We start from the raw sequence: 13,750 nt of genomic DNA, 5'->3' as shown, positions 1-13,750 counted from the left end.
AAGCAATTTTAGATATACTCGTTTCTAATTGTTTCATTAGACTTTCAGGCACGGTCTTAGATACTTTGTAATATCTTTTGTAGCTTAGCAGCAGGGTCTAATGCCTGCGTGATTGAACGACCAATAACCAAATAATCAGAACCATCATCGAGTGCTTGCTTTGGCGTACAAATACGTTTTTGATCATCAGAACTGTCTTCTGGCAAACGAATACCAGGAGTCACTAATTTAAAATCATGGCCGCATAGCGCTTTAAGTACCTTAGCTTCCTGTGCTGAACAAACCACACCGTCAAGACCCGCTTGTTTAGTCAGTTGTGCTAATCGACTGACCTGTTCATCCAATGCCACAGTGATGCCTGTCTGTGCCAGCGCTGCTTTGTCCATTGATGTTAGAACCGTAACGGCAATGAGTAATGTCTCAAAATTACCGTCAAGCAAGCGCTGTTTGGATAACGACATTGCCTCTAGCCCTGCACTTGCATGCACATTCACCATCCAGACACCAAGATCGGCAGCAGCTAGGACAGCCTGTGCTGTCGTATTTGGAATATCATGAAATTTTAAATCTAAAAACACATCAAAGTCACGCTGATGTAATGCCTGAACGATGGTCGGACCACAGCGAGTAAAAAGCTCTTTACCTACTTTTAATCGACACAATGCTGGATCTAACTGGTCAGCTAACGTTAAAGATGCCTCCATACTCATGTTGTCTAAAGCGACTATGATAGGAGACTTAGTTACATTATTCATGGTTTTGCCATATTTATATTAAATTATTAAAACACCACATATAGGGTTTAATCGCAAACCTCTTACTTACCAAGCTAATCTCGTTTATGCTTGGTAAGAATAGGCTCTTTAGCTGCATTTATTGTTGTAGTGTCTTGCATGCCAGTCGTAGTAGAACCATATACAGCATCTTCTACCGTTGGTGAATTTGCTTGACGATCAATCACAATATTCGCTTGGGTCAATTGCTCTTGTAAGTTAGTATTTGCTTTCTGCAAACGTGAGATCTCCCATTTGTTTTGTAATACACGGAAGATCAGTAAGGCCAGCAAGATACCTATAAAAACACCAAGTATGAGGCAAAGGATTAATAACAACCCTAGATTCATTGTAGGCGCTTGCGAAAATAGTAAGTTTACGCCAATTTCGGTATTATTTGCCAATACCAAACCAAGTGCATAAGCAAAGCTTAAAAATAATAGGACAAAAAGTAAAAATCGCATGAGACATGTACCTCGATTTGGAATATCGTTAATATTCTGAAAATAATATACTAGTAAAAATTCCTAGCATACTATCTCCTTAAGAATTTTCATCCAATCAGACTTTATAATAATTAACCATTTGCAACTTTATCATTGACTGCTTCACGTAATGCTTTGCCTGGCTTAAAGTGTGGAATAGCTTTGGCTGGTACTGGTACACTTTCTCCTGTCTTAGGATTACGACCCATACGAGCGCGACGATGATGAAGACAAAAACTGCCAAATCCACGAACTTCTACCCGACCGTCATTTGACAAAGTATGGGTCATCAGATTCAATATTTCGCGTACTGCGTCATCGACCACTGTATCAGTCATCGTGTCACAGTTTGCACTCAAATTACTAATAAATTCGGACTTGTTGATTGCTTGCTGCATTATTACGCTTGCCTTGTTAATTAATGGATAAGATGATTTTAGGTTAGACCGCTGCTATCGAGTAGTATTTTATAACAACCATGTTGAAAATATCACTCTTATAATCGCATCGATTACGGTAAAAATCTCTCGATCATGTCAATACTATGATCCAAAATAAGCCATGATTTTAATATCGTTATTCAATATTGCAAATGATAGCGGATATTATAGTAAATGAAAACAAGAGTTTGCCTCTTTGAGCAAAAACCTTATTAAGAGCTAATAAACCCAAAGTTTACTTATAAAAAAAAGCGACCGGAGTCGCTTTTTTTATCATACTTTTATATTAGCAATTTACTGCATTTGCTCTTTGATCAAATCACCAATAGTTTTTGGTTGTGCTTCAGAACCTGGAGCAGCAGCCGTGCTAGTGCTACCAAGATCTTTGATCGCTTGACGCTCTTCAGCTTCGTCTTTCGCTTTGATAGACAAGTTGATATTGCGTGTTTTACGATCAACACTGATGATTTTCGCTTCAACGTCATCACCAACGCTCAAATGCTTAGTCGCATCTTCAACGCGGTCACGCTGGATTTCAGAAGCACGTAAGTAAGCTTCGACTTCATCAGCAAGCTCAATAGTTGCGCCTTTAGCATCTACTTCTTTTACTTTACCATTAACGATAGCACCACGGTCATTGTTGACTAGGTATTCGTTGAATGGATCAGAGCTTAACTGCTTCACGCCTAGGCTGATACGGTTCGCTTCTGCATCTACAGACAATACCATCGCTTCTACAGTGTCGCCTTTGTTGTAGTTACGGATAGCGTCTTCGCCAGTTTCGTTCCAAGAGATATCAGATAGATGAACAAGACCATCAATACCACCGTCTAGACCGATAAAGATACCGAAATCAGTGATTGATTTGATCGTACCAGTGATTTTATCACCGCGCTCATGTTTCTTATCAAACTCATCCCATGGGTTGGCTAGAGTTTGTTTTATACCTAGGCTGATGCGACGACGTTCTTCATCGATATCAAGAATCATTACTTCAACTTCATCGCCCACTTGTACTACTTTAGATGGGTGGATGTTTTTGTTGGTATGATCCATTTCTGATACGTGTACTAGACCTTCAATACCTTCAGAAATTTCAGCAAAACAACCATAATCAGTCAAGTTGGTTACGCGAGCTTTTACAACACTACCAACTGGGTATGTACCGCCAACGTTATCCCAAGGATCAGTACCAAGTTGTTTTAGACCTAGGCTTACGCGATTGCGCTCACGGTCAAACTTCAATACTTTAACTTTTAGGTCTTGACCAACTTCTACAACTTCAGATGGATGCTTGATACGGCGCCATGCCATATCAGTGATGTGCAATAGACCATCGATACCACCAAGATCAACGAATGCACCGTAATCAGTTAGGTTCTTAACGATACCTTCGATCTCAATACCTTCTTCAAGCTTGTTCAATAGCTCTTCACGCTCAGCTGAATTCTCAGCTTCCATAACTGCGCGACGGCTAACAACAACGTTGTTGCGTTTTTGATCAAGTTTGATAACTTTAAACTCTAGCTCTTTGCCTTCAAGATGCGTCGTATCACGAATAGGACGTACATCTACTAACGAGCCTGGTAAGAACGCGCGTACTGAACCCACGTCTACAGTAAAACCGCCTTTCACTTTGCTAGAAATGATACCTTTCACGATCTCATCGTTGTCATAGATTTTTTCAAGGACATTCCACGTTTCAACGCGTTTGGCTTTTTCGCGTGACAGTAAGGTTTGACCCATACCGTTGTCAACCGCTTCAACCACAACATCAACGCTATCGCCAACTTCAACTTCAAGTTCGCCTTCTTCGCTTAAAAACTCTTCACGAGCGACGATACCTTCAGACTTAAGACCAGTATCTACTGTGATCCAATCACTGTCGATGGCCACAACAGTACCTGTAATAACCGAGCCACGCTCGATATCCAGACCCTGTTCTTCAATGCTCGCTTCAAATAGTTCAGCAAATGATTCCATTATTTCTACCTTTGTATAGCCGTATCCTGTCCAGCACAGTACGGATCAAATTTATGACTGCATAAAACGAGAATACTGGTTTTATATCTTATATAGTCATATAAAAAAACGTTTGTTGATAATAAGCAAATAGCTTAAAGTACTCATTAACAACAACTGTCTTAAATACTTACCCTTTCGAGCTTATTCAGCAGTCCGATAGTTTAGTCAATCTGCCAAGATTAATGTTCATACAATTTTATACTAAAGTTAAAGCTTATAGTGAAATTTTTAGTACTTAATATGTTGTTTTTATTAACTATTAAAACAAATACCCTTATCTCGACAATGTTGTTTCACTTGCTCATACACAGCATTGGCATCTAAGGTTGAGCTATCAAGTAACAAGGCATCTTCTGCAGGCTTAGACGGTGCAGTTGCACGATTTTCATCACGGTCATCACGGGCTTTAATCGTCGCTAAAATGGCTTCAAAATCCGCTTCCTGACCAGCTGTCAATAGCTGCGTCACACGTCGATCAGCACGCGCTTCAGCACTTGCCGTCAAAAACACTTTCACATCAGCGTCTGGGAATACCACTGTTCCCATGTCGCGACCATCAGCAACCAATCCTGAACGGGTTGCCATGTCTTTTTGGAGTTTAAGCAATGCTTGTCGAACTTCTGGAAATACTGCTATCTGTGAGGCGTAGCCGCCAATTGTTTCGTTACGAACTTGTTCACCAACTGCCTCACCATTCACAATAATATCGACACGGCCTGAGTCATTGTTCGGTACAAAAGATATCTTTAAATTTTGTGTTAACGCTAATACCGCCTGCTCATCAATCGCATTGCTGGTATCTTCGGTAATCAAACCTGCCTCAAATGCTTTAAGACCTACAATACGATATAAAGCACCTGAATCGAGCAACTGATAATTCAAAGCTTGAGCCAAACGCCACGTTACCGTACCTTTACCTGCACCACTTGGCCCGTCAATACAAATGACCGGAAAACGCAATGGTTGCGCTGAACCATTTTCCTTATTACTGGGCATAGGGCTATCAGGTGTAGAAACAGTCATAATACTCACTCAGTGATAGATGATACCTGTATGATCTTTTGCAATCTCGCCGTACTTACTTGTTTATCAAATTTTTGACTGCGCTTTTATGATTCCGCAGTCAAATAGGGCAATATTATAGCAAAGAAAGCCAACTATCACTAGCGGCAAGACTAATATCTTGTTAATTGCTTACATTGTCTTCGATTTTCGCGGCTTTACGACGGGCACGAAAAAATGCCTTTAGCATTTGACTGCTATGATGGCTACATAGCCCACTGCTTACTTGCATACGATGATTATAAAAAGGCTGGTTGGGCAAGTCCATCTGACTACCAACCATGCCTGCTCTTGGCTCATTTGCTGCATATATCACTCTACTGACACGTGCATGAATCATGGCACCAACGCACATAGTACAAGGCTCTAGCGTCACATACAGAGTCGTCTGCAATGGCAAGCGGTAATTTTTTAGACGGGCACAGGCATCTCTCAACGCCACAATCTCAGCGTGAGCAGTTGCATCATGACGCCCAATTGGTTCATTGAACCCTTGACCAATAATCTGTTGATTATGTACCAGTATGGCTCCTACTGGCACTTCTCCAAGCACTGCACCTTGTCTGGCAAGCGTTAGTGCTTTTTGCATCCACTGGACGTCTTGAATCTGCCAAAACATATAGGTTTTGAGATCTATACTTGCCAGCTGAGTCGCTAATAATACAGATTGTTGAAAATCAAAAGTATTCATCATTTACTGTGGTAACTGCCAATCGATTGGTGTTTGACCATACTGTTTTAAATAATCATTGGTCTTAGAAAATGGCTTAGTTCCAAAAAATCCCCCACGATTCGCAGCAAGGGGCGAAGGGTGGACAGCCGTTAAAATCAGGTGTTTGTCTGTGTTAATATATTTGCCCTTTTTTTGAGCTTTACTACCCCATAATATAAAGACAGTGTGTTCGGTTTGCTCATTAATCACGTCAATAACGGCATCTGTAAACTGCTCCCAACCCTGATTTTGGTGGCTATTCGGCACACTTTCTTTCACAGTCAATGAGCTATTCAAAAGCAGCACACCTTGCTCCGCCCAATAGGTCAAATCCCCGTGATTCGAGGGACGAATACCAATATCATCTGCCATCTCTTTTAATAAGTTATTCAGTGAAGGTGGCTTTGGTATGGCTTTAGGTACCGAAAAAGATAACCCCATTGCTTGACCTGGACCATGATAAGGATCTTGCCCCAAAATCACGACTTTTACTTGTGACAAAGGTGTCAAATTAAAAGCATTAAATATCAAAGGAGCTGGTGGGTAAATACTTTCGTTTGATTGATAGGCACTCTTTAAAAAGGCTCGTAAATTATCCATATTATCAGACGTGAGTTCTTCTGCTAATGCCTTTTTCCAGTCTTCTGGCAAACGCACATTGTCTAAAATGGCTTGCTTTTGTTCGGCTGTTTTTGTCTTCGGCTCATCAAACAGTTCCATAATATATCCTTTATATTTTTTATAAATAGAGAAAATAAGCACGTGAATACTTTTTAAGATATAGCCAAAAAATAATCTATTGGCGTAATCATAAATTATAACAATAAAAAAACGGCTACCCCACTAACATGGTAACCGTTCTTATAATATTGGTACGAATGATTTAACTGGCTAGTGATTCAGAGTCTGGATGTGGCTCATGAGTCTCTACGACTGTTAAGACAATACGACTACTTGCTGAACCCTTATCTGAATTTTTACTCAATTTCACTGCTGCCTCATCTTTTGAATCAGTCGCTTCAGGTTCTAAAGTAAGATGTACTACCCCGCCGTTGACCAAATCACCAAACAAAATCATACTGGCCAATGGCTTTTTGATCTCATCTTGAATCAAGCGCTGCATTGGACGGGCACCCATCAAGCGATCATAACCTTTGTTCGCCAAATAGTCGCGTACCTCATCATCAATCTCTAGCGTTACTTGTTTATCATCAAGCTGTACTTGTAGCTCAACCAAGAACTTATCAACCACTGACACCACGACTGAGGTATCCAATGGATTAAATTGAATAATCGCATCCAATCGGTTGCGGAACTCAGGTGTGAAGACACGTTTAAGAGCTTCGGTATTATCGCGACTATGATCTTGCTGGGTAAAGCCCATAGAAGAGCGACTAATACTATCGGCGCCAACGTTTGTGGTCATAATCACAATGACCTGCTTAAAGATGGCAACACGACCATTGTTATCCGTCAACGTACCATGATCCATAACCTGCAATAGTAAGTTAAAGACATCAGGGTGCGCTTTCTCAATCTCATCAAGCAACAATACGCAATGTGGATACTGATTGATTTTTTCGGTCAGCAAACCACCTTGATCATAACCGACATAACCTGGAGGCGCACCAATCAAGCGTGACGCTGTGTGGGCTTCCATATACTCTGACATATCAAAGCGTACTAGCTCTACCCCTAATAAGTTTGCCAATTGACGTGACACTTCTGTCTTACCAACCCCGGTTGGGCCAGCGAACATAAACGAACCAATAGGCTTATCTGGCGCTTTAAGACCAGCGCGTGATAACTTGATCGCGTCAGCCAAGGTCTCGATGGCTTCATCTTGACCAAATACCAAATGCTTAAGATCACGATCTAAGTGCTCAAGAATACTCTTGTCATCGCTCGACACGGATTTGGGTGGAATACGCGCAAGTTTTGCGATAATGGCCTCAATGTCTGCCACATCGATCTTTATTGGTGGCTTCTTCTTGCTTTTAGAAGTTTCAATTTTATCAGACGATTGAGCACGATCATTGGCTTTTGCCGTATCGGCCTCACTCTTCATTTCGTTGTCAACACCCTCGTTATCGGTGTCAAAACCTTCATCACTATCTATTTGCGAGTCAAAGTCTTGCTCTATATCAGCAATGAAGCTTTCTTCGGCATCGATATCAGCAGCATCAGGAATCACACCCAAACGCTTATAAGCACCTGCCTCATCAATCACATCAATCGCTTTATCCGGTAAAAAACGCTCATGAATATGCTTAGCAGATAACTGTACCGCAGACACTAAGGCTTCATCCGTATACTCAACGTTGTGAAATTCTTCATAACGCGGTTTGAGACCTCGCAAAATGTCGATACTGTCATCAACACTTGGTTCTTTCACATCAATTTTTTGGAAACGACGTGACAATGCATGATCTTTTTCAAACACTTGACGATATTCGGTAAAGGTTGTTGAACCAATGCAACGCAGCTCACCATTGGCAAGTGCTGGTTTGATCAGATTTGACACATCCATATTACTGCTCATTGACGACCCTGCGCCAATAATCATATGGATCTCATCAATGAACAAGATGGCATTTGGTTTTTTCTTAAGTGCATCAAGCAGCGATTTCATACGTTTTTCAAAATCACCACGATATTTAGTACCAGCGATTAAAGAACCAATATCTAAACTATAAATGACACAACCATTAAGTGGTTTTGGTGCTCTGTCATTGATAATTAACCACGCCAAACCTTCAGCAATGGAGGTTTTACCAACGCCTGGTTCACCAACTAGCAATGGGTTGTTTTTACGGCGACGGCATAGGACTTGGGCGGCACGCTCAATTTCAGAAGCACGACCAATCAATGGATCTGTTTTACCTTCAGCAGCACGCTGGTTCAGATTGGTAGCAAACTCAACCAACGGATCTTTACTGGTTTTTTCAGAGGCACTTCGGCGCTCACCCGTCATAGAGGCACGTGGCTCAGATGGCTCATCTTTGTCTTGACCGTGTGAGAGATATTGAGTCAGCTCAAGACGACTGATGCCCTGCTTTTTAAGCAAATAAACTGCATAGGTATCATGCTCTGAGAACATAGACACCAAGATATCCGAACCTTCAACAAGACGGCCACCACCAATAGACTGCACATGAAAAATGGCACGTTGTAAGATACGATCAAAGCTTTGTGTTGGTTGTGGTGACTGTTCAGTATCTACATCAACGGTTGGAGTGTGCTTATTAATATAAGCTTCAAGCTCAGTACGCAGCGTTGAAACGTTAGCATTACATGCCGTCAATGTATTGGCAGCATGAGTATTTTCTAATAACGCTAATAGTAAATGTTCAACAGTAAGATACTCATGCGATTTTTGGCGCGCAAGTGTCATTGCTAAACGCAAAGAAACTTCAAGATGACGACTTAACATAACGGCTTCCTACGGTTATACCTATCTTTATAATTGATAGCTTTATTAATGAGTTAGTAAGTAAATCAGGGCAATAGATGGATTGTTCAAGGGCAATATATATATTATTAAATAGGTAGCGATAAATAAGATGACTCATCCCTCATTTTGATATTTTCTGATTACCTATCATAGATAATGCTTCTTGATAATTGCTATCCGCTTTGTCTTTATCTCAACACGATACTCAAGCAGAGTCAATCTATTAACGCAGACTAAAATGTATCGAATCATACGGCTCGTTACGCCTGTTAGCATAGATAAGTAAATAAAACGTTAGATGACTTAAAAAGCTTAAAAAATGACAGAAATACAAAATGAGAATATAGAGAATTTGAAGGAGCTTTGTTTAAACAAAATGCTTAATAAATATAGAGAGACTCTAGATACTGTTAAAAAACAATGAGGATGAAATCGTGACTATATAAACCATTATTTGGTGGTTCAATAGATTATATGAGGTTATATCAAAGAAAAATCAAGACAATGATGAGATAAGCATTAACAGAAAAAATTTTATAAGAAAGAATTTTTGAAGACAAAAGCTTGCTTCAAAGCCCCTATCACACTTATCAATAATGTCAGTTGTTTAAAGAGCTTTGAGGATCATATGGTGTTGCAAGTAACACGAGAGATGAAGCAATTTGTAGTGACGTAAAAAATCTCGTAAAAGAGGATTTCAAAACAATAGTTATTCGCCTTGATGTGGCTCTATTTGAGTTAATAAAGGATAGCCTTCACGGTGGGCAAGACTGTTGACCTTTTTAGCCTTGGTCTCGGCAATGTCCTTAGGATAAATACCAGCAATCCCTTTACTACTATTGTGTATCGTCAGCATAATTTCAACTGCCGAATCCATACTATGACGGAATTCCGACTGTAAGACATAGACCACAAACTCCATAGGAGTATAGTTGTCATTGTACATTACGACTGCATACATTGGCGGCTTAGCCACCTCGGGCTCCGCGACGAGTACATCAGCTTGCGGTGAGGTTTCGTTATCTGTATCGCCTTCTTGCGCACGATGAGCTGGCATATTGGGAAAGTGCCAATCTAAAACAGTGGGCGTTGCTTCAAGTATCATTTGTTTCATAATAGTAGCAATAAAATTATAAGGTAAGTTTGGGTAGAAAAGAGTAAAAAATTAGAGAGTCGCATACCATATCTGCCCATCAAAGAGCTAATAAAGTACCTGTTATATTCACTTATCAAGTATACAGATTTTGCCCGCATCAATCTTATCAAGAGTGAGATAGAAAACAACTTAAAGTCATTTTATACAACCCCTATCTTTACTGAGGTTTGTAGCGTCGTTTAACTGATGCTTTCATCAATCAATATACAATCAAGGCTCAATAGGGCTTTCATCGACTTCTGATAAGTCGAGAAGTGAGAGAGGCATGTTATCAACGCTGGCTCCTAGCGACCAGTTGTATAATTGCTCTACCTTTTGTCCACCTGCTTGCAGATTGAGTTTAACCTGTAAAGGTCTAAAGCCTGTTGGCATCGTAAAACGACCACGAATACGAGTAATACCGTCAATGGTATAAACAGCTGGATCTAATGGCACTTCAACTAAAGAGTTATCATTAAGCAGTGTCAATGTTGGCTGTAAGCGTTTGGCTTGACCATCACTACTCAGCATCCCAACATCAAAACCATACTCAAACGAGTTCTCAGGTAGGGGTTTGATTTTTGCACCAAGTATCTTCAATGGCATACCGCCTTGATCAACAACAATCTCGGCATATGCTTCATTGAGTTGTGCAAGTTGTCTATTTTCGACCGTTAATTCTTTTTGGTTTTCACGCAACTCTTTGATATTGGCCAAACTTATTGCCAATTCTTGCTTAGAAGTAGCTGATTGCTTAGTCGCTATTTTGTTACTCAGGCGCAGTTTTTCAAGCTCTTTGGTCGCTTCACTGCTGTTAATCATCGCCTGTTTGGTTTCCGTCTGCATAGAATGAAAACCGCGTTGATAGCCCAGTTTGTGTCCAAATAACAATCCAACCGTAGCCGTTACCAAAACCACTACCACGAATAACGCCAACAACAATGTGGACGCCCCTCGCTGCCCTTTACCTGCCGCAATTATTGGTTCATTGCTCATGTCAAGAGAATATAATCTATGTTCTCCATAACGCAAAGCAGAGTTTTGGCACGATAAACGTGTTGGTTGTGAGCAAAAGCGTTGTACGAACTTAACACGCATTTAGACAATATCTCTTAACAGAAAAGGCAAGCCATTATAGCGGAATTTATAATCAATACCTAGCATCATAAATATGAACAACGTGCGAGTAACATGTCTTTATTAAGGGACAATAGGCGCAAAATTTAACCCCATAGACTCATCAAAACCGAACATAACATTCATATTTTGCACCGCTTGCCCAGCCGCACCTTTCACTAAGTTATCTTGTACTACGATAATGGTCAGCTCAGCACGTTCATTGTCTTGATGTACAGCAATACGTAAGCGATTACTAGCGCGAACGCTACGCGTGTCAGGATAAATACCCTTTGGCATAACGTCGACAAACGGCTCTGACGCATAGGTATTTTCAAATGCTTGCTGCCAATCAATAGCCGCACCTGCCTCAGTCAACTCCATATGGATAGAGCTCAGCATGCCACGAATCATTGGTACAAGGTGAGGCAAAAAGCGGATACGATGCGTAAACTGACTGTCTAGTAATTGTGCAACGCCTTGCTCGATCTCTGGCAGATGACGATGCCCTTCAACACTATATGCCTTAAAATTATCTGTCGTTTCAGCATAGTTTAGAGCAAGCTTTGCCTGACGACCGGCGCCTGAAACGCCAGATTTTGCATCAATAACAATACGTGACTCAACCAACCTTTCTACTTGCTGATTTTGAGTTTCAATTATCGGTTTCAAACCCAAAATAGCAGTGGTCGGATAACAACCTGGATTTCCCACTACCAAAGCGCTCGCAAGCTTTTCTCGATTGACTTCAGGTAAGCCATATACTGCTGTTTTTAATAAATCAGGACAAGCGTGCGACTGTTGATACCAATGTTCGAAATCTGCCAATGACTGCAAGCGAAAATCAGCAGCCAAATCAATCACCTTGACACCAGCTTGTGTCAATGCTTCGGCTTGCTGCATTGCAACACCATGGGGCGTGGCAAAGAACACCACATCACACTGCTGTAGTGTTGCAAGTGTATTGTCTCCTAAGTCACTAAAGACAATGTCTGACACACCGCGCAAACTTGGAAATATCTCGTCAGCTCTTGTACCTGCTTCACTACGTGAGGTAAGCAGATCAATAGACACTTCAGGATGTGCAGATAATAAACGAATCAGTTCAATACCTGTATAACCTGTACCACCAACAATCGCTGCCGAAATCATAAGATGTCCTTTTTCTATTACGCAGTAAATACTAGAGTGTAACCTCTATTTTTGAGCTTAACATTAACTTTGTGGTCACAAAAACGATAATCACTAGAGCTATAATATGGCTACTAGTATTCAGATTCTTTAAATTTGATACTCATGTACAGCATCGATAAATACTTTGGCATTATCTGGGTTGACCCACTGGGTAATACCATGGCCTAAGTTTGCTATATAACCTGTTTTTTCGCCGCTAGCATAAGCACTATCTAGCATCGCTTTTACTTCGCTGCGGATAGTTGTAGGTGAACCATACAATGTGGCGGGGTCTAAATTACCTTGAATGGCTTTGCTACTTTGTAGTTTTTTATGCTGCTTGGTTAACTGGCGCTGACTTTCAGTCAATACCTGTCTTGCACGATCAATTGGCATCGTCCAGTCTAAACCTAATGCATCAGCCTCGCTGTCTGCTTGAACATCAAGCCACAATCCGCCACCTTTGGTAAATAAAATCACAGGAATTTGTGGGTGACGTACTTTTAATTCAGCGACAATGCGTTTGTTGTATGCATGAGAAAACTCGATAAACTGACGATGACCAAGTGCTCCGCCCCAACTATCGAATATTTGTAATACTTGCGCACCAGCAACAACCTGTGCATCCAAATAATCAATAACGGCTGTCGCTAACTTATCTAATAACTGATGTAAAAATTCAGGATTACTATATAAGAAACCTTTGGTATAGCGATAATCCTTTGAGCTCCCGCCTTCAATCATATAAGTGGCTAATGTCCAAGGACTACCAGAAAAACCAAACAAAGGCACTTGACCATTAAGCGCTTTACGAATACTTGTCACAGCGCGCATGACGTAATCTAAAGAGTCATTAGCATTCAGTACTGGCAATCTATCAAGATCTGCCTGCTGGCGGATAGGGTATTTGAATTTAGGACCTTCTCCAGTCTCAAAATATAGCCCCAGCCCCATAGCATCAGGAATAGTCAAGATGTCACTAAACAAAATAGCCGCGTCCAAATCGTAACGGCGTAACGGTTGTAAAGTCACTTCAGTAGCGCGAGCAGTATCTTTGCACAAACTCATAAAATCACCCGCTTCTGCACGAGTCGCTTTATATTCAGGCAGATACCGACCCGCTTGACGCATCATCCAAACTGGTGTGGTATCTATCGACTCAAAACGTAGCGCTCGTAACAGTCTGTCGTTTTTTAAAGGTGCAAACTCTTGCTGGATCGAGCTACTATTGTCTGAAGCACTCATGTACAAATCCCCAAAGCATCACTGTATTCATCCTAAATAAAGAATACAGTGATGAATAAAAAAGTTAGATAAAAGAATTATAGACGATCATTACATATAGATTAGATTGGCCAATCTAGAATCACTTGGT

The 13,750-nt window shown here is 40.8% G+C and carries 11 protein-coding genes and 2 pseudogenes; all 13 read right to left on the bottom strand.

Annotated elements, in window-relative coordinates:
• Nucleotides 1-56: 56 nt before the first annotated feature.
• Nucleotides 57-755 (bottom strand): orotidine-5'-phosphate decarboxylase, encoded by a 699-nt coding sequence (pyrF, locus tag A3K91_RS04290; protein ID WP_062844150.1) that lies wholly within the window; start codon nucleotides 753-755, stop codon nucleotides 57-59.
• 74 nt (nucleotides 756-829) lie between these two features.
• Nucleotides 830-1,237: a lipopolysaccharide assembly protein LapA domain-containing protein gene (locus tag A3K91_RS04285; protein ID WP_062844149.1), complete on the bottom strand. Its 408-nt coding sequence runs from the start codon at nucleotides 1,235-1,237 to the stop codon at nucleotides 830-832.
• A 113-nt stretch (nucleotides 1,238-1,350) separates the two neighbouring features.
• A complete protein-coding gene (locus A3K91_RS04280; protein ID WP_062844148.1) occupies nucleotides 1,351-1,656 on the bottom strand; it encodes an integration host factor subunit beta in 306 nt (101 codons plus the stop codon).
• 336 nt (nucleotides 1,657-1,992) lie between these two features.
• A complete protein-coding gene (gene rpsA / locus A3K91_RS04275) occupies nucleotides 1,993-3,681 on the bottom strand; it encodes a 30S ribosomal protein S1 (protein WP_062844147.1) in 1,689 nt (562 codons plus the stop codon).
• Nucleotides 3,682-3,975: 294 nt separating this feature from the next.
• A complete protein-coding gene (gene cmk / locus A3K91_RS04270) occupies nucleotides 3,976-4,719 on the bottom strand; it encodes a (d)CMP kinase (protein WP_099046720.1) in 744 nt (247 codons plus the stop codon).
• 190 nt (nucleotides 4,720-4,909) lie between these two features.
• Entirely contained in the window at nucleotides 4,910-5,479 is a 570-nt protein-coding gene (gene tadA / locus A3K91_RS04265; RefSeq protein ID WP_099046691.1) for a tRNA adenosine(34) deaminase TadA, read from the bottom strand.
• Nucleotides 5,480-6,217 carry a uracil-DNA glycosylase gene (locus A3K91_RS04260; protein WP_062844145.1) on the bottom strand — a complete coding sequence of 246 codons (738 nt, stop codon included), beginning with the start codon at nucleotides 6,215-6,217 and terminating at the stop codon, nucleotides 5,480-5,482.
• A gap of 163 nt (nucleotides 6,218-6,380) precedes the next feature.
• Nucleotides 6,381-8,408 (bottom strand): annotated as a pseudogene (locus tag A3K91_RS04255) (AAA family ATPase); the annotation flags it as partial.
• Between the two features lie 201 nt (nucleotides 8,409-8,609).
• Nucleotides 8,610-8,891: pseudogene (locus A3K91_RS14385) on the bottom strand (Clp protease N-terminal domain-containing protein); the annotation flags it as partial.
• A 769-nt stretch (nucleotides 8,892-9,660) separates the two neighbouring features.
• Nucleotides 9,661-10,056 (bottom strand): ATP-dependent Clp protease adaptor ClpS, encoded by a 396-nt coding sequence (locus A3K91_RS04250; protein ID WP_062845859.1) that lies wholly within the window; start codon nucleotides 10,054-10,056, stop codon nucleotides 9,661-9,663.
• Nucleotides 10,057-10,317: 261 nt separating this feature from the next.
• Nucleotides 10,318-11,082, bottom strand: coding sequence for a hypothetical protein (locus A3K91_RS04245; protein ID WP_228139910.1), 765 nt, complete (start codon nucleotides 11,080-11,082; stop codon nucleotides 10,318-10,320).
• A 204-nt stretch (nucleotides 11,083-11,286) separates the two neighbouring features.
• Complete coding sequence (argC, locus tag A3K91_RS04240) at nucleotides 11,287-12,354, bottom strand: N-acetyl-gamma-glutamyl-phosphate reductase (RefSeq protein ID WP_062844142.1); 1,068 nt, start codon at nucleotides 12,352-12,354, stop codon at nucleotides 11,287-11,289.
• Between the two features lie 129 nt (nucleotides 12,355-12,483).
• A complete protein-coding gene (hemE, locus tag A3K91_RS04235; RefSeq protein ID WP_062844141.1) occupies nucleotides 12,484-13,620 on the bottom strand; it encodes a uroporphyrinogen decarboxylase in 1,137 nt (378 codons plus the stop codon).
• Nucleotides 13,621-13,750: the final 130 nt, after the last annotated feature.

Source organism: Psychrobacter alimentarius (assembly GCF_001606025.1).
In the GTDB taxonomy this organism is placed as follows: domain Bacteria; phylum Pseudomonadota; class Gammaproteobacteria; order Pseudomonadales; family Moraxellaceae; genus Psychrobacter; species Psychrobacter alimentarius.
This window is presented reverse-complemented; position numbering and strand designations above follow the sequence as displayed.

Coding starts and splice junctions, on each gene's coding strand:
- pyrF (WP_062844150.1), bottom strand. CDS start 755: ATGAATAATGTAACTAAGTCTCCTATCATAGTCGCTTTAGACAACATG.
- A3K91_RS04285 (WP_062844149.1), bottom strand. CDS start 1,237: ATGCGATTTTTACTTTTTGTCCTATTATTTTTAAGCTTTGCTTATGCA.
- A3K91_RS04280 (WP_062844148.1), bottom strand. CDS start 1,656: ATGCAGCAAGCAATCAACAAGTCCGAATTTATTAGTAATTTGAGTGCA.
- rpsA (WP_062844147.1), bottom strand. CDS start 3,681: ATGGAATCATTTGCTGAACTATTTGAAGCGAGCATTGAAGAACAGGGT.
- cmk (WP_099046720.1), bottom strand. CDS start 4,719: ATGCCCAGTAATAAGGAAAATGGTTCAGCGCAACCATTGCGTTTTCCG.
- tadA (WP_099046691.1), bottom strand. CDS start 5,479: ATGATGAATACTTTTGATTTTCAACAATCTGTATTATTAGCGACTCAG.
- A3K91_RS04260 (WP_062844145.1), bottom strand. CDS start 6,217: ATGGAACTGTTTGATGAGCCGAAGACAAAAACAGCCGAACAAAAGCAA.
- A3K91_RS04250 (WP_062845859.1), bottom strand. CDS start 10,056: ATGATACTTGAAGCAACGCCCACTGTTTTAGATTGGCACTTTCCCAAT.
- A3K91_RS04245 (WP_228139910.1), bottom strand. CDS start 11,082: ATGAGCAATGAACCAATAATTGCGGCAGGTAAAGGGCAGCGAGGGGCG.
- argC (WP_062844142.1), bottom strand. CDS start 12,354: ATGATTTCGGCAGCGATTGTTGGTGGTACAGGTTATACAGGTATTGAA.
- hemE (WP_062844141.1), bottom strand. CDS start 13,620: ATGAGTGCTTCAGACAATAGTAGCTCGATCCAGCAAGAGTTTGCACCT.